Annotated in this window: 16 protein-coding genes; 9 read left to right on the top strand and 7 right to left on the bottom strand. The window is 74.7% G+C overall.

Going from position 1 to position 19,440, the window contains the following annotated elements:
* Positions 1-121: 121 nt before the first annotated feature.
* Both AC5L3Z_RS14735 and AC5L3Z_RS14730 read right to left on the bottom strand, forming a co-directional pair.
* A complete protein-coding gene (locus AC5L3Z_RS14735; RefSeq protein WP_494842348.1) occupies positions 122-1,789 on the bottom strand; it encodes a phospho-sugar mutase in 1,668 nt (555 codons plus the stop codon).
* A gap of 50 nt (positions 1,790-1,839) precedes the next feature.
* Complete coding sequence (locus tag AC5L3Z_RS14730) at positions 1,840-3,939, bottom strand: serine/threonine-protein kinase (protein ID WP_494842346.1); 2,100 nt, start codon at positions 3,937-3,939, stop codon at positions 1,840-1,842.
* Positions 3,940-4,148: 209 nt separating this feature from the next.
* On the opposite strand from AC5L3Z_RS14730, the gene AC5L3Z_RS14725 reads away from it, so the two are divergent.
* Positions 4,149-5,729, top strand: coding sequence for an acyl-CoA mutase large subunit family protein (locus AC5L3Z_RS14725; RefSeq protein WP_494842344.1), 1,581 nt, complete (start codon positions 4,149-4,151; stop codon positions 5,727-5,729).
* A 623-nt stretch (positions 5,730-6,352) separates the two neighbouring features.
* The gene (locus AC5L3Z_RS14720; protein ID WP_494842342.1) at positions 6,353-7,612 is read left to right on the top strand and encodes an amidohydrolase; all 1,260 of its coding nucleotides are present in this window, start codon (positions 6,353-6,355) and stop codon (positions 7,610-7,612) included.
* Here the strand turns inward: AC5L3Z_RS14720 and AC5L3Z_RS14715 are convergent.
* Positions 7,569-8,528, bottom strand: coding sequence for a DUF4349 domain-containing protein (locus AC5L3Z_RS14715; RefSeq protein ID WP_494842340.1), 960 nt, complete (start codon positions 8,526-8,528; stop codon positions 7,569-7,571). The genes AC5L3Z_RS14720 and AC5L3Z_RS14715 overlap by 44 nt on opposite strands.
* 228 nt (positions 8,529-8,756) lie before the next feature.
* Here AC5L3Z_RS14715 and AC5L3Z_RS14710 point away from each other — a divergent pair, with 228 nt between their 5' ends.
* From AC5L3Z_RS14710 to AC5L3Z_RS14700, 3 genes are all read left to right on the top strand, one after another.
* Entirely contained in the window at positions 8,757-9,698 is a 942-nt protein-coding gene (locus AC5L3Z_RS14710; RefSeq protein ID WP_494842338.1) for a hypothetical protein, read from the top strand.
* A 31-nt stretch (positions 9,699-9,729) separates the two neighbouring features.
* Positions 9,730-10,476 carry an SCO6745 family protein gene (locus tag AC5L3Z_RS14705; RefSeq protein WP_494842336.1) on the top strand — a complete coding sequence of 249 codons (747 nt, stop codon included), beginning with the start codon at positions 9,730-9,732 and terminating at the stop codon, positions 10,474-10,476.
* Between the two features lie 98 nt (positions 10,477-10,574).
* A complete protein-coding gene (locus AC5L3Z_RS14700; protein ID WP_494842334.1) occupies positions 10,575-11,537 on the top strand; it encodes a GNAT family N-acetyltransferase in 963 nt (320 codons plus the stop codon).
* Positions 11,538-11,609: 72 nt separating this feature from the next.
* Here the strand turns inward: AC5L3Z_RS14700 and AC5L3Z_RS14695 are convergent, their stop codons facing one another.
* The gene (locus tag AC5L3Z_RS14695; RefSeq protein ID WP_334451523.1) at positions 11,610-12,065 is read right to left on the bottom strand and encodes a gamma-glutamylcyclotransferase; all 456 of its coding nucleotides are present in this window, start codon (positions 12,063-12,065) and stop codon (positions 11,610-11,612) included.
* A gap of 106 nt (positions 12,066-12,171) precedes the next feature.
* Between AC5L3Z_RS14695 and AC5L3Z_RS14690 the strand changes: the two genes are divergently transcribed.
* Complete coding sequence (locus AC5L3Z_RS14690; RefSeq protein ID WP_334523437.1) at positions 12,172-13,575, top strand: NAD(P)H-quinone dehydrogenase; 1,404 nt, start codon at positions 12,172-12,174, stop codon at positions 13,573-13,575.
* A gap of 125 nt (positions 13,576-13,700) precedes the next feature.
* Here AC5L3Z_RS14690 and AC5L3Z_RS14685 read toward each other — a convergent pair whose 3' ends face one another.
* Positions 13,701-14,309, bottom strand: coding sequence for a DedA family protein (locus AC5L3Z_RS14685; protein WP_334523446.1), 609 nt, complete (start codon positions 14,307-14,309; stop codon positions 13,701-13,703).
* A 515-nt stretch (positions 14,310-14,824) separates the two neighbouring features.
* Here AC5L3Z_RS14685 and thrS point away from each other — a divergent pair.
* On the top strand, positions 14,825-16,045 hold the full coding sequence (gene thrS / locus AC5L3Z_RS14680; protein WP_494842331.1) for a threonine--tRNA ligase: 1,221 nt from the start codon (positions 14,825-14,827) through the stop codon (positions 16,043-16,045).
* Positions 16,046-16,098: 53 nt separating this feature from the next.
* On the opposite strand, the gene AC5L3Z_RS14675 is transcribed toward thrS, so the two are convergent.
* Positions 16,099-16,542 carry a DoxX-related protein gene (locus AC5L3Z_RS14675; RefSeq protein WP_494842329.1) on the bottom strand — a complete coding sequence of 148 codons (444 nt, stop codon included), beginning with the start codon at positions 16,540-16,542 and terminating at the stop codon, positions 16,099-16,101.
* A gap of 83 nt (positions 16,543-16,625) precedes the next feature.
* Between AC5L3Z_RS14675 and AC5L3Z_RS14670 the strand changes: the two genes are divergently transcribed.
* A complete protein-coding gene (locus tag AC5L3Z_RS14670; RefSeq protein WP_494842327.1) occupies positions 16,626-17,195 on the top strand; it encodes a TetR/AcrR family transcriptional regulator in 570 nt (189 codons plus the stop codon).
* A gap of 7 nt (positions 17,196-17,202) precedes the next feature.
* On the opposite strand, the gene AC5L3Z_RS14665 is transcribed toward AC5L3Z_RS14670, so the two are convergent.
* Complete coding sequence (locus tag AC5L3Z_RS14665) at positions 17,203-17,646, bottom strand: MarR family winged helix-turn-helix transcriptional regulator (RefSeq protein WP_494842717.1); 444 nt, start codon at positions 17,644-17,646, stop codon at positions 17,203-17,205.
* Between the two features lie 156 nt (positions 17,647-17,802).
* Here AC5L3Z_RS14665 and AC5L3Z_RS14660 point away from each other — a divergent pair, with 156 nt between their 5' ends.
* Entirely contained in the window at positions 17,803-19,428 is a 1,626-nt protein-coding gene (locus AC5L3Z_RS14660) for an MFS transporter (RefSeq protein WP_494842325.1), read from the top strand.
* Positions 19,429-19,440: the final 12 nt, after the last annotated feature.

The following is a 19,440-nucleotide window of genomic DNA, read 5'->3' as shown; positions in this document are numbered from 1 at the left end:
CCCGCTGGCCGAGGTGCGGTGGTGGCCCGGTCCCGGGACGCCGCTCCCGGCCGGCCGGCGCGACGGGTTCCGGCACCCACCCGTCGACCGGCTGGGTGCCGGCGGTCCCCGGCCGCTGCCGTCAGATGCCGAGCGCGGCGGCGATCTCGGTGCGGAGCGCGGCCACCGCGGCGGTCGCCCGCCCTCGGGCCGCGGCCACGTCGCCGTCCGCGACCGGCTCCACCACCTCCAGGTACGCCTTGAGCTTCGGCTCGGTGCCCGACGGGCGGATCACCACCCGGGCGGCGTCGGTCCGCAGGATCACCACGTCCGCGCCGGGGAGCAGGTCCTGCGCCTCGGTGACCGGGTGGCCGAGCAGCGACGTCGGGGTGGTCGCGCGGATCCGGGCCATCGCGTCGGCGATCACCCGCAGATCGTCCACCCGGACGGAGAGCTGGTCGGTGTGGTGCACGCCGAACTCGGCGGCCAGCTCGTCCAGCCGGTCGGTCAGGGTGCGGCCCTGCGCCTTCAGCCCGGCGGCCAGCTCGGCGACGGTCAGCGCGGCGGTGATGCCGTCCTTGTCCCGGACGTGCTCCGGCGCCACGCAGTAGCCCAGCGCCTCCTCGTAGCCGAAGACCAGCGGTGTCGCACCGCCCCCGGCCCGCACGATCCACTTGAACCCGGTCAGCGTCTCGTCGTACGCCAGGCCCCGCGCGGCGCTCATCGCCCGCAGCAGCGACGACGACACGATGGTGGTGGCGTACAGGCCGGTCACTCCGCGCCGCATCAGGTGGTCGGCGAGCAGCACGCCCACCTCGTCGCCGCGCAGCATCCGCCAGCCGGTCCCGCCGTCCCGGACGACCACCGCGCACCGGTCGGCGTCCGGGTCGTTGGCGATCGCGATGTCCGCTCCGGTGGAGTTGGCGAGCGCGACGAGCCGGTCCACCGCGCCCGGCTCCTCCGGGTTGGGGAAGTTCACCGTCGGGAAGGCGGGGTCCGGCTCGGCCTGGTCGGGCACCACGCCGGGCACCGGGAAACCGGCCCGGGCGAAGGCGGCGGTCAGCACCGCCGCGCCCACCCCGTGCAGCGGCGTGTACGCCACGGACAGGTCCCGCGGGCCGCCCGGCTCGACCACCGCCGCGGCCCGGTCGACGTACGAGACGACCAGGTCGTCGCCGAGCACCTGACCGGGCGGGCCGAGCGGCACCTGCGCCAGCGGGCCGACCGCCCGGATGGCGGCCTCGATGCCGGCGTCGGCCGGCGGCACGATCTGGGCGCCCGCGCCCAGCCCCCCACCCAGCTGCGCGCCGAGGTAGACCTTGTAGCCGTTGTCCTGCGGAGGGTTGTGGCTGGCGGTGACCATCACTCCGGCGACCGCGTCGAGGTGCCGCACCGCGTACGCCAGCACGGGCGTGGGCAGCGGCCGGGGCAGCAGCAGCGCGGGCCGGCCGGCCCCGGTGGCGACCTGGGCGGTGCGCTCGGCGAACTCGCGGGAGCCGTGCCGGGCGTCGTACCCGACCACCAGCGGCCCCTCGCCGCCCTGCGCGGCGAGCCAGCCGACCAGCCCGGCCGCGGCCTGGGTGACCACGGCGAGGTTCATGCCGTTCGGACCGGCGCGCAGCGGGCCGCGCAGCCCGGCGGTGCCGAAGGTCAGCGGCCCGGCGAACCGGTCGGCCAGCTCCGGGGCGCTGTCCGGGAGGCGGTCGAGCACCGCGCGCAGCTCGGCGCGGCTGACCGGGTCGGGGTCGTCGTCGAGCCAGCGCCGAGCCTGGTCGCGAATCTGGTCAAGGTCAGTGGGTTCCGCCGCCATTGCCTATGGATAGCACGGCGGCGGATCACCACGTCCGCTCGGCCCTCGGCTCAGCCCGCCGCGGTGAGCTGGAAGGACTTGACCATCTCCTCGAAGATCGGCTTGCTCTCGGCGAACTTGGCGTCGGTCGAGGAGAGGTAGAACGAGTACATCTTCCCGTCGTTGAGCACGCCGCGCCACACGCCGTGACGCATGCCGTCGCCCTCGCCGCAGGTGTACTCGAACTGCACGCCCGGCTTGCCGGCGACCTCCTGCTCGTCCATGGCCACCTGCTGGTACGGCTTGGTGCAGGTGGTGCTCCGGGTGCGCAGGAAGTTCTGGGCGGTCTCCGCCCACCGGGTGGGCGTGCCACCCCACCTCTCGGCGAGGATGCGGACCTTGCGCCCCTCGTCGTCCGGGTCGACGTAGTCGACGTACGAGCCGCCGGTCGCCTTCTTCCAGCCCTTGGGCACGTTCACCCGCACGCCCCGGGCGTTGTGCTCCTGCATCTCCGGCAGCGCGCCGCCCGCCGCGGGTGCGGTCGGCTGGGTCTGCGGCGACGTGGTCCCCGCCGGGTCGTCGCCGCCGGTCAGCGAGAAGACGCCGACCAGCAGGAGCACCGCCAGGCCGCCGGCCGCCGCGAGCTGGAGCTTGCGCGGCCAGCCCCGGACCGTGGTGACCAGCCGGCCGCCGGCGCCCTTGACGGCGCCGAGCCGGCCACCGTCGGCCCCGGCCGGGGTGGCGCCCGGCGAGGTCCACGACTGGCCGGTGCCGGGCACCGACCACTGCCCACCGCCGTACACCGGCTGGGTGGCGTCGGGGTGGCCGCCGTAGACCGGCTGGGTGGCGTCCGGGTGGCCGCCGTAGACCCGCTGGGTGGCGTCCGGATGGCCGGTGCTGATCCGCTGGGTCGCCTCGGGCGCCCCGGCTCGCCGGTTGGCGTCCGGGTCGATCCGCTGGGTGGCCTCCGGGGCGCCACCGTACGTCGTGCCCGCGCCCCGTCCCGGCGCCGGCATCGCCCCGGTGGGGGTGTGCAGGGGGCCGGCGAGCGCGTCGGCGCTGGTGTCGTCGAGGCCGGCGGCGGGGGCGGCGCCGGCTTTCGTCGGCCGTTCGCCCCGGCGCAGCGCGGCCAGCCGGTCGGTCAGCGACTCGCCGGGGGCCAGCATGGCCCGGCCGCCGATCTGCCCGCTGGGCTTCGGTTCCGGCTCGGCCGCTGCGGGCGGCGGCGTCGAGGGACGCTGCACCGGCACCACCGCGTACGGGTCGGTGACCGAGTTGACCGCGGTCGCGGTGCTGGTCAGCGGGCCGGCGAGCAGCTCGCGGAGCATCGCCCGGGCGGTGTGCACGTCCAGCCGGCGGCCCGGATCCTTTTCCAGCAGCCCCATCAGCACCCGGGTCAGCGGGCCGCTGCGCTGGGGAGTGGCCGGCGGGTCCTCGACCACGGCGTGCATGGTCTCGATCGGGTCGCCCTTGTCGAACGGGGGGCGCCCCTCGACGGCGGTGTAGAGCGTCACGCCGAGCGAGAACAGGTCGCTCGGCGGGCCGAAGTCCTGGCCCATGGCCCGCTCCGGGGAGATGAAGTGCGGCGAGCCGAGCACCATCCCCGGGGTGGTGAGCTGGACGTCGGTGGGCATCCGGGCCACCCCGAAGTCGGTCAGCACGCAGCGGCCGTCGGTGCAGATCAGCACGTTGGCCGGCTTGACGTCGCGGTGCAGCACCCCGTTGGCGTGCGCTACCTCCAGCGCGCCGAGCAGCGCGATGCCGATCTTGGCGACCGCCCGGGGCGCGACCGGCCCGTCCTCGATCACCATGTCGGCCAGGCTGCGCGCGTCGAGCAGCTCCATCACGATCCACGGCCGGCCGCCCTCGGTGACCACGTCGTACACCTGGACCACGGCGGGATGCTGGATCGCGGCGGCGGCGCGGGCCTCGCGGAGGGTGCGTTCGTACATCGCGTCCCGGTCGCTGGGGGCCAGTCCCGGGGGCAGGACGACCTCCTTGACCGCCACGTCGCGTCGGAGCAACGTGTCGTTGGCACGCCAGACCGTGCCCATGCCGCCGTTGCCCACCGCGGAGCGCAGCGAGTAGCGGCCACCGATGGTGGTGCCGGGTGCTGCACGCCCGTTGGGGGGACTGACGGGTCCGCCGCTCCAGGTCGGGATCTGAGTCACAGAAGAGCCACCGGGGGGAGATCGAGGGGGCTGGGACACAACCCCCCTATCTTGCTGGTTCCGACGCCCGATGCGAAACCCGACGCGGCGCCCCATTCTGCTACTCGACGGTACGTGTGCGGACGTTCACCTGCCGTCCGCCCCGCCCGGCACCCGGGTGTGCGGTATCCCTCACCCATCGACGGCGGCTCGCGTCCTACCATCCGGGGATGAGCGAACGGGTTAGCGAGTCGGGTTTCCCGATCAAGGACGTCTACACGGCGGCGGACCTTCCGGAGGACCTGGACTCCCGGCTGGGCGCCCCCGGCGACTACCCGTACACCCGCGGGGTCTACCCCACGATGTACACCTCCCGGCCGTGGACCATGCGGCAGTACGCCGGCTTCGGCACGGCCACCGAGTCCAACGCGCGCTACCACCAGCTGCTGCGGGCCGGCACGATGGGCCTCTCCGTCGCCTTCGACCTGCCCACCCAGATGGGCTACGACTCCGACGACCCGATCGCCCACGGCGAGGTGGGCAAGGTCGGGGTGGCCATCGACTCCATCGAGGACATGCGGCTGCTCTTCGACGGCATCCCGCTGGACAAGGTCTCCACCTCGATGACCATCAACGCGCCCGGCTCGGTGCTGCTGCTGCTCTACCAGCTGGTCGCCGAGGAGAACGGGGTGGCCGGCGGGGCGCTCAACGGCACCATCCAGAACGACATCCTCAAGGAGTACATCGCCCGGGGGACGTACATCTTCCCGCCGAAGCCCTCGCTGCGGCTGGTGGCCGACACCTTCGCCTACTGCCGGGCGGAGGTGCCGAAGTGGAACACCATCTCCATCTCCGGCTACCACATGGCCGAGGCCGGCGCGACGCCCGCGCAGGAGATCGCGTTCACTCTGGCCAACGGCGTGGAGTACGTCCGCGCCGCGCTGGAGGCCGGGCTGGCCGTGGACGACTTCGCGCCCCGGCTGTCGTTCTTCTTCGTCGCCCGGACCACCCTGCTGGAGGAGGTCGCGAAGTTCCGCGCCGCCCGGCGGATCTGGGCCCGGCTGATGCGCGACGACTTCGGCGCGAAGAACCCGAAGTCGATGATGCTGCGCTTCCACACCCAGACCGCGGGCGTGCAGCTGACCGCGCAGCAGCCCGAGGTCAACCTGGTCCGGGTGGCGGTGCAGGGGCTCGGCGCGGTGCTCGGCGGCACCCAGTCGCTGCACACCAACAGCTTCGACGAGGCGATCGCGCTGCCGACGGAGAAGGCGGCCCGGCTGGCGCTGCGCACCCAGCAGGTGCTGGCGTACGAGACGGACCTGACCGCCACCATCGACCCGTTCGCCGGGTCGTACGTGGTGGAGGCGATGACCGCCGAGATCGAGACGGCCGCCAACGAGCTGATGGACCGGGTCTTCGACCACGGCTCGGCGGTGGACGCGATCGAGGCCGGGTTCCAGAAGCGGGAGATCGAGCAGTCCGCGTACCGGATCGCTCAGGAGATCGACTCGGGGGAGCGGGTGGTGGTCGGGCTCAACCGGTTCGCCATCGACTCCGAGGAGCCGTACGAGCCGCTGCGGGTGGACCCGACGATCGAGGCGGCCCAGGCCGAGCGGCTGGCCAAGCTGCGCGCGGACCGGGACGCCGGCGCGGTGGAGCGGGCCCTGGCCGAGCTGCGGGCCGCGGCGGAGGGGACCGGGAACGTGCTCTTCCCGATGAAGGACGCGTTGCGGGCCCGGGCCACGGTGGGCGAGGTCTGCGGGACGCTGCGCCAGGTGTGGGGGACGTACCGACCCAGCGACCGCTTCTGACCGACCCCGCCCCCGCCATGGGCGGCGGGACGAGGGCATCACGGCGGCTCCCGCCGGCGCTGCGGCGCGGCGGGGGCCGCCGTCGTCGTGTCCGGGGGCTCCGCCGCTGGTCATGGGCGACCCGGCGGAGCTACCGTCGGGGGAAGACCCCGGTGCGACGTGTCGGCCGGGCAGCGTGGCCCCTCCGGGCGGGCGGTGTGTGCCCCCGGGGTTCGTGGGTAAATCCGAACCGGTGGACGGAACGGACAGCATGTCCGGCCACGCGCGGGGCAACCGTGTCACCGTCGGGAGTCGCTCGGCTGCCGAGGGTCGTCGGCTATTTGTCGGAGCGGCAGTTAATTGTGGCGACTTTTGCGACAATTCGGAACGACGGCCCCGGATCGACGCCGATTTCGCGACCGCCCAATCGGTTACGCGGTGTAGGAGGTGTGGGGCAGATGACGTCTTTCGACCGCGATCTACCTGCTGTCCCGCAGATATTCGAGCCCTCTCACCAGGGTTTACGTGACGCTACGCGGTCCGATCACTACCGTAACGAGGTTGCGCAGCGTCACCGGCGGAGGTCTAGGCTGTCTGCTGTCCTCCCCGATGATCCATCCATTCCTAGTGATCGAGACTTCGACGTGACGAGTGCGTTGACGCTGCCGAACGGCAGCCATCCGGGGTTGTCCAGGCCAGAGGCGTCGTCCGGATCCCACCCCCTGCCCTTCGAGCTGGACCATCTGCTCGCCCTGCGGGTACCCGGCCTCATCGCCACCCGTCGCCACATCCACTCCCATCCGGAGCTGTCGGGCGAGGAGTTCGAGACGGCGGCGCTGGTCGCGCGGGAGCTCGCCCTCGCCGGCCTGCACCCGCGGCTGCTGCCCAAGGGCAACGGGGTCATCTGCGACATCGACGGGCGCCCCGACGGGCCGGTGATCGCGCTCCGCGCCGACATCGACGCGCTGCCGCTGACCGACCCGAAGGACGTCCCGTACCGGTCCACCGTCGACGGGGTCTGCCACGCCTGCGGGCACGACGTGCACACCACGGTGATGCTCGGCGTCGGCATGCTGCTGGCCCAGCTCCGCGACGCCGGCCAGCTCGACGGGCGGGTCCGGCTGATCTTCCAGCCGGCGGAGGAGATCCTGCCCTGCGGCTCGCTGGAGGTCATCGAGGCCGGCGGCCTGGAGGACGTGGTCCAGATCTTCGCGGTGCACTGCGACCCGAACCTCCCGGTGGGTCAGGTGGGCCTGCGGGTCGGGCCGATCACCGCCGCCGCCGACAACGTCACCGTCCGGCTCACCGGCCCCGGCGGGCACACCGCCCGGCCGCACCTGACCGTCGACCTGGTCGACGCGCTCGGCCGGCTGGTCACCGAGGTGCCGGCCCTGGTCAGCCGCCGGGTGCCGGCCAACAGCGGGTTGCTGCTGGTGTTCGGCCACGCCTCGGCCGGCACCCGGTACAACGTCATCCCGTCCGAGGCGTGCGCCTCCGGCACCCTGCGGGTGATGGACCGCGACACCTGGGAGGAAGCTCCCAAGATCGTCGCTCAGGTCGTCCGGGACGTCATCGCGCCCACCGGCGCCACGGTCGACCTCGAATACCTGCGCGGCCGTCCGCCGGTGAGCAACGACGCCCGGGCCATCCAGGTGTTGACCGCCGCCACCGCGGCGGCGCTCGGACCGGAGGGCATCGCCGAGACCCCGCAGAGCATGGGCGGGGAGGACTTCTCCTGGTACCTGGAGTACGTCCCCGGCGCGCTGGCCCGCCTCGGCGTCGGCCGGTCCGGGCCCAACGTGGACCTGCACCGCGGCTCGTTCGACGTGGACGAGCGGGCCATCCCCGCCGGGATCCGACTCATGGTGCAGACCGCGTTGCGGGCACTGGCGGCGGCGCGGTAGGAGCCGGCGGGTGACCCCCGCCGAACGGCGTCGTGGGCGGCGCCGGTGGCGCGGGACGCCGCCGGCGCCGCCGCAGCACCACCATCAGCACCACCAGGGGTACGCCGAAGGTCAGCAGCCACGGCAGCACCGCCCCCAGCACGGTGAGCAGGACGCTCATCGAAACCAGGAAGACCTTCCAGCCGCCGCGCAGCCCGACCATGAAGCCGGTCTCGGTCTCCTCCTCGGCGGTCGAGGCGTCCCGGCCGACGAACGTCACGGTGATGGTGGAGAGCGCGGTCAGGTCGGACAACTTCCGCTTCTTCGCCTCCAGCGACGCCAGGTCGGCCTCCCGCTTCGCCACCTCGCCCTCCAGCGAGACCAGTTCGGAGACCGAGGTGGCCCGGGCGAGCAGCTTGCGGGCACTGTCCACCCGCGCCCGCTGGGTGGCGATCCGGGCGTCCAGGTCGACCGTCTGCTCGGTGACGTCCTCGGTCCTCACCTCCCGGCGCTGCTGCCTGCCGTAGGTGGCCAGCTCGTCGACGAACGCGGTGAACTTCGCCGCCGGCACCCGCAGCACCAGCTCCGCCTCCGCGTCGGCGGCCACGCTGCGCCGGTTGTCCCCGCCGACGAACCCACCGACCGTGGTCACCGCGGCCACCGCCCGGCGGGCGGCGCCCTCCACGTCGTCCACCTGCACCCGCATCGTCCCGGTGTAGATGATCGACCGCTGCTCGACGCGCAGGTCCGGCGCGCCCGCGCCGGCCTGGTCCTGCTCGCCGGCCGCACCGGCCGGGGCGCCACCGGCGGGCGCCTCCGCCCGGGAACCCGCCGTGTCCGTGGACTCCCCGCCCGCTCCGCAACCGGCCAGCAGCAGCGCCGCCAACCCGACCGCCACCGCGGCCACCCCGCGGTGTCGCGCCATCCGTACGCCCATCCCCGCTCCGTCCTCTGACTGCCCCGGCACCCGGGGCGATAGCTCGGACGCGACGCGGCATCGCGTCGGTTCCGGCAGACTGCGCTGAGGACGTCACGATTCGATAAGCGAGGAGTCACGATGCAGCTCACCAAGTACGCCCACTCGTGTCTCCGGGTGGAGCACGCCGGGGCGGTGCCGGTCATCGCCCCGGGCGTGGGCGAACCGGGCAGCCGGATCGACTGACCCGTGCCCACCGTCCCGTCCGACCTGGTCCAGCGGCTCTACCGCACGCCGCCGGACCGGTTCGTCGCGGCCCGCGACGCCGCCGTCGCCGAGGCCCGCCGGACCGGTGACGCCACCGCGGCCCGTCAGATCGCCCGGCTGAAGCGCCCCACCGTGGCCGCCTGGCTGGTCAACCTGCTCGCCCTGGAACGCCCCGAACTCGTCGCCGACCTGGCCTCGCTCGCGGAGGCGCTGCGCGCCGCGCAACGCGACCTCAAGGGGGCGAAGCTCCGCGAACTCTCCGCCCAGCGGCGGGCGGTGGTCTCCGCCCTCGTCGCCGAGGTGCGCCGGATCGCCGCCGCCACCCCCGACGCCCCGTCGGCCGGGAAGCTGCCGCTGGCCGAGGTGGAGGCCACCCTCAACGCGGCCCTGGCCGACGCCGAGGTGGCCGAGCAGGTCCGTTCCGGACGGTTGCTGAAGGCCGTCCACTACGCCGGGTTCGGTGAGGTGCCCCGGCCGCAGCTGCGGCTGGTCACCGGGGGCGCGGAGGAACCGGCCCGGGCGCCCGACCGGGAGCGGGAGCGGACGCAGGCGCGTCGGGCCCGCGACGAGCGGGCGGCGGAACGGGCCGCCCGGGCCGAGCGCGAGTCCCGCCGCCGGGCGCTGCGCAGGGAGTTGGCGTCGGCGCGTACCGATCAGGAGCGGGCGGAGTCCGAGCTGGACGGCGCGGTGGCGGCCGAGCGGGACGGCACGGCCGCCCTGGACCGGATCGAGACCGAACTGGCCGAGCTGGAGCGCCGCCGGGCCGTCGCCGAGCAGGAGCTGAGCCGGGCCAGGCTGGCCCGACGCGGCGCCGAACGGACCCTGACCGCCGCGCGCCGGCGGGCCGGCGAGGTGGAGGCGGCGGTCGAGGCGCTGGACGCCGAGGAGGAGGATGCCGCGGCGGGCGACGACGAGGCACACTGAGCGCGATGAATGCGTGCAGCGGGCGTCCGGGATGACGCCGGAACAGGTGGCGGCCGCCAGCAAGCCGGCCGTGCTGGAGCTGGGTGAGGTCTTCAGCCGCTGCCCGGGCACGCTGCGCCGGGCCCGGTTGCTCGGCATCTCCGGCTGGGCCTTCTACATCACCGGACGGGCGGGCGCGCTCGGCGATGTCCGCGCCGAGACGGTGGCGGCGGCGCTCGGCTTCATCGCCCCCGAGGCGGTCGCCGACGGCTGGGACGCGGCCGGCCGGGTGGTCCGTCCGGTGGAGGTCGCCTCCGCCAACCTCGCCGAGTGCTGCCGGTGGGGCGCCCAGCACCTCGACGACCTGCCCGGCATGCCCCGGCTCGCCGCGCTGCTGGAGCGGGTGGTGGCCGCCGCCGACGCGACCGGGATGCCGCTCTTCGCCGCCTGGCGGGCCATGCCGGTCCCGGACCACGCCGCTGGTGCCCGGGCCGCCGTGGCGCTGCTCCTGCTCCGCGAACACTTCACCGGGGCGTACCTGCTCGCGGTGCGGGCCGGTGGGATGACCCCGCTGGAGGCGGTGCTCGCCGGACCGGAGGGGGAGGCCGGGGCGGCGGCCTGCGGCTGGCCGCCGCCGTACCCGCCGGTCGGGCCGCTGGTGCGCCGGCGGCTCTGGGCCGAGGCGGTGACCGACCGGCTGGCGTCCACCGCGTTCCGGGCGTTGCGACCCGCCGAGGGCGCCGAGCTGGTGGAGCTGCTCACCGCCGTCCGGGCCCGGCTGCGGGCCCCGGCCGGGTGAAGCCCGGTCGGTGGGCGGGCGCCGGCGCGCCGGATCGGCTTCCCGATCGGTCGGAAAATGGGCAGCGCGGATCGGGGCCCGCTGTCAGGATCTCCGGCGTGACGCTCCCCGCCGGCTGGACCGCCCGCCGACCCACCCTGGACGACGTGCCCGCCATCCTCGCCGTGGTGCACGCCGCCGACACCTTCGCCATCGGCCACCCCGACTTCGACGCCGAGGACGTGCGGGCCTGCCTGACCGCGCCCTTCTTCGACCCGGCCCGGGACTCCTGGCTGGCCGTCGACCCGGACGGCACGGTGGTGGCCTGGGCGACGGTGGACAACCCGAGCGGGGTGGGCCGCGAGTTCGTCGAGGTCTACGTCGACCCGGAGCGCGGGGCGCAGCTGCGCGCCCCGCTGCTCGCCCGGCAGCTCGACCGGGTGGCCGAGCGGGCCGCCGAGCGTGGGGTGCCGGCGCTCACCGTGCGTACCGCCGTCTTCGCGCCGGAGACCCGCTGGGCGGCCGAGCTCGCCGAGGCCGGCTTCACCCGGGTCAAGCGGTACGTCCGGATGCGCCGTGACCTGGCCGACCTGCCCGCCGAGCCGCCGCCACCGCCCGGCGTGACGGTCCGGCCGGTGCGCGCGGACGACGAGTCCGACCTGCGGGAGTTCCACCGGATCTACGACACCGCGTTCCGGGACACCCCGGACTACGAGCCGCTCGACTTCGACCGGTGGCGGGAGCAGATCACCCAGCACGACGTCACCTGGGACGAGTGGTACCTCGCCGAGGTCGACGGGTCGCCGGCGGGCGCGCTCCAGTCCTCCGACCAGGCGGTGGCGCAGGGCGAGGGCTTCGTCCGGAATCTGTCGGTGCTGCCGGCGTCCCGGCGGCGCGGGGTGGGGGCGGCGCTGCTGCGGCGGGCCTTCGCGGTCTACGCGGCGAAGGGCCGCACCGCCGCCGGCCTCGGCGTCGACCTGACCAACCCGACCGCCCCGGTCACCCTCTACCGCTCGGTGGGGCTGGGCGAGGTGCGCTGGACCGACATGTACGAGCGGATCGTCCCGGCCGCCGGTGTGTGATGCACGACCCTCGCCGGGGCCGGCGGCCGTCGCCGCGACTGCCGGGAGCACACTGGAGGGGTGCGATACGCGCTACGCCGACGCGGTGCCGGTGGGGCGGGACCGCAGCTCGGTGACGTAGTCGTCCGGCGCGCCCGCCTTCTCGGCCGCGTTCGCGATCTCCGACAGGTACCACGAGGTCGGCAGGCCGCCCTCGTAGCCGTCGAAGACGTAGATCCAGGCGGTCACGTCCCCGTCCAGGGTCGAGACCCGGACGTGCAGCTTGCGGTACGTGCCGGCGGTGACGCCCTCGATCTCGTCGAGCTGCGCGGCGTCGTACGGGTGGATGTCGTACAGCGCCACGAAGACCCGGTCGCCCGGGGATTCGACCACGGTGCTGACCGAGCCCTCCCAGCCGATCACGTCCTCGCCCGCGAAGGTCAGCCGCCAGCCCTCCAGCCAGCCGATGCCCACCATCGGAGAATGCGGACAGTAGGCGCGCATTCGGGCGGGGTCCAGGTTTGAGCCGTAAGCGGCGTAGTGACGCACGGCGATGACGATAGCCCGGCGGGCGGGTGGGGGAGAATACGACGGTGCGTGTCGAACACGTTCGGGAGAAGAAAGTCACTGTGAGCACTGACGAAGGGCGAGCGTTGTGAGCCGGATCGTGATCATCGGCGGGGGGCCGGCCGGTTACGAGGCGGCGCTGGTCGCCGCTCAGCTGGACGCCGATGTCACCGTCGTGGAGGCGGAGGGGGCCGGCGGTGCCTGCGTGCTCTCCGACTGCGTCCCGTCGAAGACCTTCATCGCCAGCTCGCAGGTGGTGACCGGCTACCGGGACACCGAGGAGTTCGGGGTGCACTCCGACGGGCTGGAGGCGGTGACGGTCGACGCCCGGGCGGTCCACGCGCGGGTGAAGCGACTCGCCCTGGCCCAGTCCGACGACATCCACGCCAAGCTGGTCAAGGCCGGGGTGACCGTCGTCGCCGGGACCGCCCGGCTGGGCGAGGACACGCTCGGTCACACCCACCGGGTGATCGTCACCCCCGCCGACGGCGGCGAGGAGCAGTCGATCGCCGCCTCCACCGTGCTGGTCGCCACCGGCGCCACCCCGCGTCAGCTGCCCACCGCGCTGCCCGACGGCGAGCGCATCCTCACCTGGCGGCAGGTGTACGACCTGCCCGAGCTGCCCGAGCACCTGATCGTGGTGGGCTCCGGCGTGACCGGCGCCGAGTTCGCCAGCGCCTACCTGGCGATGGGGGTCAAGGTGACCCTGGTCTCCAGCCGGGACCGGGTGATGCCGCACGAGGACGCCGACGCGGCGATGGCCATCGAGCGGGTCTTCCGCAACCGGGGCATGAGCATCCTCAACAACTCCCGCGCGGACGCGGTCCGCCGCACCGGCGACGGCGTCGAGGTCGAGCTCTCCGACGGGCGGCTGGTGTCCGGCTCGCACGCGCTGATCGCCGTCGGTTCGATCCCCAACACCGCCGGCCTGGGCCTCGCCGAGTACGGCGTCGAGCTGGCCAGGGGCGGCTACGTCACCGTCGACCGGGTGTCCCGCACCAACGTTCCCGGCATCTACGCGGCCGGCGACTGCACCGGCGTGCTGCCGCTGGCCAGCGTGGCGGCGATGCAGGGCCGGATCGCCATGTGGCACGCGCTCGGCGAGGCGGTCCGCCCGCTGCGGCTGCGGACCGTGGCGGCGAACGTCTTCACCGACCCGGAGCTGGCCACCGTCGGCGTCTCCCAGGACGAGGTGGACGCCGGCAAGGTCCCCGCGCGCCAGGTGATGCTCCCGCTGTCGGGCAACGCCCGGGCGAAGATGGACGACCTGGCCGACGGCTTCGTCAAGCTCTTCTGCCGCCCGGCCAGCGGTCAGGTGGTCGGGGGCGTGGTGGTGGCGCCGAAGGCCAGCGAGCTGATCCTCCCGATCACCATGGCGGTGGAGAACAACCTCACCGTCAACGAGCTGGCCCAGACCATCACCATCTACCCCTCGCTGTCGGGGTCGATCACCGAGGCCGCCCGCCAGCTCATGCTCCACGAACTGGAGTGACCCCGCGCCGCCGCCCGGCCGGCAGGCCGGGCGGCCGGTCAGCGGAGGGCGGCGTCGCCGGGACCATCCGAAGCGGATCCGGGACGCCCACCCACATCGATCCCCGGGACGGCCCCTACGAGCCGTCAGTCGACCGGGACCTCGGCGCGGGTGGTGCGGCCGGCGACCGCGGTCATCGCCCATCCCGCCGCCGCGAATCCGGCCGCCGCGGCCGCCGCGATGATCGCCAGCCGCCAGGCCGAGCCGGTCAGCGCCGTGCCGCCCAGGTGACCCACCAGCCCGCCGTAGGTCGCCCAGCCGACGGCCGCGGCGGCCTCGTAGGAGAGGAACAGCCGGTACGGGTAGCGGCTGCGGCCGGCCGAGAAGCAGGCCGCCATCCGACCCCCCGGCACGAACCGGCAGAGCAGGATGACCAGCGGTCCCGGGGTGCGCAGTCCCCGGGTCACCCGGCCGGCCATCCGGCGGGCGCGGCTCGCCTCGGCGTGCCGGGGCTCGCGCCGGTCGGGGGCGCCCCGCCCCAGCAGGTAGCAGGCGAGGTCACCGGCGAAGACGCCGAGCGCGCCGACGGCGATGGTGACCGGCAGGCTCAGCCCGCCGTACACGGTGAGCGCACCCCCGGTGATCATCACGACCTGGGTGGGGATGACCGGCACGAACGCGTCCGCGATCAGCAGCCCCAGCAGCAGGAGGTAGGCCCACGTCGGCGACGCGACGTCAGTGAGAAGTTCGGGCACGGCTGCCACCTCGCCGGTCAAGGCCGATCGGATGCACCGAGCCTGACGGCATGGCCGCCGTCACCACGGACAGGGCCGGCCGGTGGTGATCACGGACACCACAGGGACACCGGGGTGTAACGAGGCAGATCGCCGCTGGTTACGCCCCCGCCGCCGGCAAACCCGTGCCCGGACGGGTCGGCGGATCGGCGGCCGTCGGCGTACCGTTGTCGGCGCGCGGCCCGGTACCCGTCGGGTCCCCCGTTCCTGACGAGTGGGCCGCCGCGGGCCGCCGGCAGGTCCCGTGCCGGCGGCCCGCACCCCTGATCCGGGCGGGAAATCCGGTCGCGCCACTCACCGCCGCGGCCGTACCGTCGCCACATGCGCAGCGCGGCACCCACCACGACGCCGGGAGATCCCGGCGCGCCGCACTGACGTCAGACGTCGACGAGGCCCCGGGGCGATCCGCTCCCGAGGGCCTCGCGGCGTTCCGGGCCAGGTCGCCTCCGGGTCGTACCCCGATCAAGGAGAGCGACATGATCGACCACCGCAGGCTCGGCCGGGAGCTGGACCTGTTCGTCTCCGACCCCCTGGCGGGCGCGGGCCTGCCGATCTGGCTGCCGGCCGGCGCCGCCGCCCGGCACGCGGTCGAGGAGTACGTCCGGGAGCTGGAACGCCGGGCCGGCTACCGGCACGTCTACTCGCCGCCGCTGGGCAAACGGGAGCTCTTCGAGCTCTCCGGGCACCTGGGCTACTTCGCCGACGACATGTTCCCGCCGCTGCGGCTCAGTCCCGACGACGAGTTCGTGCTCCGTCCGGCGCTCTGCCCGCACCACGCGCTGGTGTACCGGGCCCGTGGCCGCTCCTACCGGGACCTGCCGCTGCGCATCGCCGAGCTGGGTGGGATGTACCGGCCGGAGCGCTCCGGCGTGCTGGGCGGGCTGTCCCGGGTGCGCGCCATCTCGCTGAACGACGCGCACAACTTCTGCGCCCTCGACCAGGTCGACGCCGAGGTCCGGGAGATCCTGCGGCTGATCCGCGAGGCGCACGCGGCGCTCGGCGTCCGCCCGGCCGGGTTCCGGCTGTCGCTGCGCGGACCGGGGGAGAAGTACGCCGGCGACGATGCGCGATGGGCGCGGGCCGAGGAGCTGCTCCGCGCCGCCCTCGACGGGGCGGAGTTCACCGAGGCGCCCGGGGAGGCCGCCTTCTACGGCCCGAAGATCGACGTCCAGATCGTCGACGCCGCCGGTCGGGAGTCGACCATCTCCACCGTCCAGCTGGACTTCGACAAGCCGGAGCGGTTCGACCTGTCGTACGCCGACGCCGACGGGCGGCGACGTCGGCCGGTGATGGTGCACCGCAGCCTGGTGGGCAGCATGGAGCGGCTCTTCGCGTACCTGATCGAGGTGCACCAGGGCGCCTTCCCGGCCTGGTACGCCCCGGTGCAGCTGGTGCTGCTCCCGGTGGACGAGGGGCAGGCCGGTGCGGCGGAGGAGTTGGCCCGCCGGGCGACCGGGGCCGGCCTGCGGGTCGAGGTCGACCGGGCCGGCTCGTTGGGCGCCCGGATCCGGGACGCCGCCCGGCGGCGGGTGCCGTACGTCGGGGTGCTGGGCGCCCGCGAGGTGGCCGACGGGTCGGTGTCGCTGCGCCTGCGCGGCGGCCGGGGGTTGCCCCCGATGCCGGTCGCGGACGCGCTCGGGCTGGTCGGCGCGGTGGTGGCCGCCCGCTCGACCGACCTGCTGCCGGCCGCCGCCTGAGCCGGTCACGAGGAGAGCGCCCCCTGGACCGACGGGGTCCGGGGGCCTCTGGCTCAGGCCCCGAACGTGACTCCGGCCGCCGCCGCGACGAAGACGACCTGGAGCACGGTCCGCGTCGGCAGCGGGGTCACCGGTCGCCCGGCCAGGGTCAGGCCGCGCCGGGCCGCGGAGACGTTGGCCGGGAACATGGCCAGCATCAGCAGGGCCAGTCCGGCCGCGGCCCAGCGGGCGGCCGCCGGGACGAGCAGCGCCGCGGCGCCGAGCAGTTCCAGCACCCCGGTGAGGGTCACCAGCAGGTCCGGCCGGGGCAGCGCCGGAGGCACCATCGCGACGAGGTCGGCGCGGCGCCCGGTGAAGTGCGCGACGCCCGTCAGCGTGAACATCAGGGCCAGCCCCACCCGCAGCGCGGGGTGCCAGCCGTCGAGCGGGGCCACGCCGGCCAGGCCGGCCAGTCGGGCGAGCGCGGTGCCGACCACGAGCGCGATCAGGGGGGCCACGGGTACCTCCTCGAACAGGAACTTGTCACCGACAAGATGCCTCGGAGCGGACCAACTTGTCAATGACAAGATAGGATGACGGCATGACCGGAACGCGCGGCTACCACCACGGCGACCTGCGTCGCGCCCTGCTCGCGGCGGCGGTGGAGGTGATCGAGGAGTCGGGCCCGGGGGCGCTCAGCCTGCGTGACCTGGCCCGACGGGCCGGCGTCTCGCACGCCGCCCCGGCGCACCACTTCGGTGACAAGCCCGGCCTGCTCACCGCGCTCGCCGCCGAGGGCTTCGACCTGCTCGCCGAGGCGCTGTGCGGCGCGGGTGGGGATCTGCACGAAGCCGGCGTCGCGTACGTCAACTTCGCGGTCCGACACCGCGCGCACTTCGACGTGATGTTCCGCCCCGACCTCTACCGGGCCGAAGCGCCGGAGGTGCGGGCCGCCCGGGAGCGCGCGGGCGCGGCCCTGCGGTCGGGGGTGGCGGCGCTGCCGGCCGAGCGGGCGAGCGCCGGCGATCCGCAGGGGGACGCCCTCGCCGCCTGGTCCATCGTGCACGGCTTCGCCACGCTCTGGCTGGCCGGCGCGCTGCCGGAGCGGGTCGGCGACGATCCCCGGGAGGCGGCGAGGGCGGTCATCCGCCGCCTCTTCGCCGCCCGCTGACGGCGGGTCAGCCGGCCGAGCGGGAGGCGGGCGGATCGTCGGGGGCCGTGGCGACGTAGTCGCGCAACACCTCGGCGATCTCACGCAGGAACCCGGCGGTCGCCGCGGCCTGCTCCGGGGTCAGCCGGTCGACCGCGCGGTCGATCCCGACCAGCATCGGACGCAGCGCCGCCAGCACCTCCTCGTGCGCGTGGTCGGTGACCCGCAGCGTCAACCGGCGCCGGTCGTGCGGGTGCGGGGTCCGCTCCACATGGCCGGCGCGCACCAGCCGGTCCACCAGCGTGGTGGCCGAGGCCGAGCGGATGCCGAGGCGGTTGCCCAGCTCCACCGGGCCGAGCGCCTCCGGGCTGGAGACGAGCTGGTCGAGGGCGGCGGCGTCGGTGATCCCGATCCCCAGCCGGCGGGCGAGCGCGCCGCGGGTGTCCCGGGCGACCCGGAGCACGTCGCGCAGTGCGCGGGCGGCCTCGCTGGTCCCGGCCGGTCCGTTGGTCGACGCGAGGCCGGCGTGTCCATCGGCGTTTCCCGGCCTTGCGGTTGACGTGACCCCGTTCACCGGCTGAAGTTAGCACGTCAGGTAGCTAGACAATCTAGCGAATGCGAGGCAGGCATGCGTGAGCAGGGCCGTGGGCGCTGGTGGGGTCTGTTCGCCATCAGCCTCGGCGTCGCGGCGATCATCGTCGACGCGACGATCGTCAACGTCGCGGTGCCCGAGATCATCCGCGACCTCCGGATCACCTCGACCGACGCGCAGTGGGTGCAGGAGGCGTACATCCTCGCCTTCGCGGCGTTGCTGCTGGTCGCGGGCCGCTTCGCCGACCGCTCCGGGCGACGGCGGATGTTCGTCGTCGGGGTCGTGGTGTTCGTGGCGGCCAGCGTGCTGGCCGCGGTGGCCGGCTCCGGCGCGGCGCTGATCGGCGCGCGGGTGCTCCAGGGCGTCGGCGCCGCGATGATCCTGCCCACCTCGCTCTCCCTGCTCAACGCCAACTTCCGTGGTCGGGAGCGGGCCGCCGCGTTCGCGATCTGGGGCTCCACCATCGGCGGCGCCGCCGCCCTCGGCCCGCTGCTCGGCGGCTGGCTGACCACCGAGCACTCGTGGCGGTGGGCGTTCGGCATCAACGTCCCGGTGGGCGCGGTCGTCCTCGCCGGCACCCTCGCCCTGGTCGGCGAGTCGCGCGACGAGCGGACGGAGCGCGGCGTCGACTGGCGCGGCGCGCTGCTCTCGGTGATCGGCCTGGCGGGCGTGGTCTTCGCCCTGATCGAGGGACGCACCTACGGCTGGTGGGAACGGGAGGAGCCGTTCCGCCTCCTCGGCGTCGACTGGACCGGCGGGATCTCCCCGGTGCCGGTCGCCGGGGGCCTGGGACTGCTCGCCCTCGCCGCCTTCGTCGGCCAGCAGGTCCACCGCAACCGGACGGGGCGGCCGGCCCTGCTCGACCTGTCGCTGTTCGGCATCGGCTCGTTCCGCAACGGCGTCGTCGCCGCCGCGATCGTCAGCCTCGGCGAGTTCGGACTGCTCTTCGCGCTGCCGCTGTGGTACCAGAACGTGCTCGGTTACAGCGCCTTCGGCACCGGCCTGGCCCTGCTCCCGCTCGCGCTGGGCAGCTTCCTGGCCAGCGGCGTGGGCGCGGTGCTGACCCGGCGCCGGGGCGCTGTCCGGGTGGTGCAGCTCGGCGTCGCCGCCGAACTGGTCGGCGTGGCCGGGCTCGGCGTCGTCGTGGCGCCCGACACGTCCTGGTGGGCGCCGCTCGGTTTCCTCTTCGTCTACGGGGTGGGCGTCGGCCTGGCCGCCGCGCAGCTCACCGGCGTCTGCCTGCGCGAGGTGCCGGTGCGGCAGAGCGGGCAGGGCTCGGGGGTGCAGAGCACCGCGCGCCAGATCGGCTCGGCGCTCGGCATCGCGGTGCTCGGCACGGTGCTCTTCGCCAGCCTGGGCGGCATCCTCGGCGACCGGCTCGCCGGCCAGCCGGGACTCGACCCGGCCCAGCGCGACCAGGTGGTCACGGCGGTGCGGGAGAGCGCCGGCGCGGCCATCGGCGGCCTGGCCGGCGATCCGCGTACAGCGCCGGTCGCCGAGGAGGCCAAGGTCGCCTTCTCCCAGGCGACCCGGTACGCCGCCTTCGCCGCCGCCGGCTTCCTGCTGATCGGCCTGATCGCCTGCGCCCGCTTGCCGAGGGACCACCCCGAGCCGGCCGCCCCGTCCGCCGCCGTCGGGCCGGCGGCGGCAACGGTCGGCTGAGCCCCCCGCGCC

It is taken from the genome of Micromonospora sp. LZ37, assembly GCF_059359015.1.
This window is presented reverse-complemented; position numbering and strand designations above follow the sequence as displayed.

Bases quoted from the DNA above. Each gene is read 5' to 3' on its own strand.
- AC5L3Z_RS14670 (WP_494842327.1), top strand. From the start codon at position 16,626: ATGACCGGAACGCGCGGCTACCACCACGGCGACCTGCGTCGCGCCCTG.
- AC5L3Z_RS14660 (WP_494842325.1), top strand. From the start codon at position 17,803: ATGCGTGAGCAGGGCCGTGGGCGCTGGTGGGGTCTGTTCGCCATCAGC.
- AC5L3Z_RS14725 (WP_494842344.1), top strand. From the start codon at position 4,149: ATGAGCGAACGGGTTAGCGAGTCGGGTTTCCCGATCAAGGACGTCTAC.
- AC5L3Z_RS14705 (WP_494842336.1), top strand. From the start codon at position 9,730: ATGACGCCGGAACAGGTGGCGGCCGCCAGCAAGCCGGCCGTGCTGGAG.
- AC5L3Z_RS14715 (WP_494842340.1), bottom strand. From the start codon at position 8,528: ATGGGCGTACGGATGGCGCGACACCGCGGGGTGGCCGCGGTGGCGGTC.
- thrS (WP_494842331.1), top strand. From the start codon at position 14,825: ATGATCGACCACCGCAGGCTCGGCCGGGAGCTGGACCTGTTCGTCTCC.
- AC5L3Z_RS14735 (WP_494842348.1), bottom strand. From the start codon at position 1,789: ATGGCGGCGGAACCCACTGACCTTGACCAGATTCGCGACCAGGCTCGG.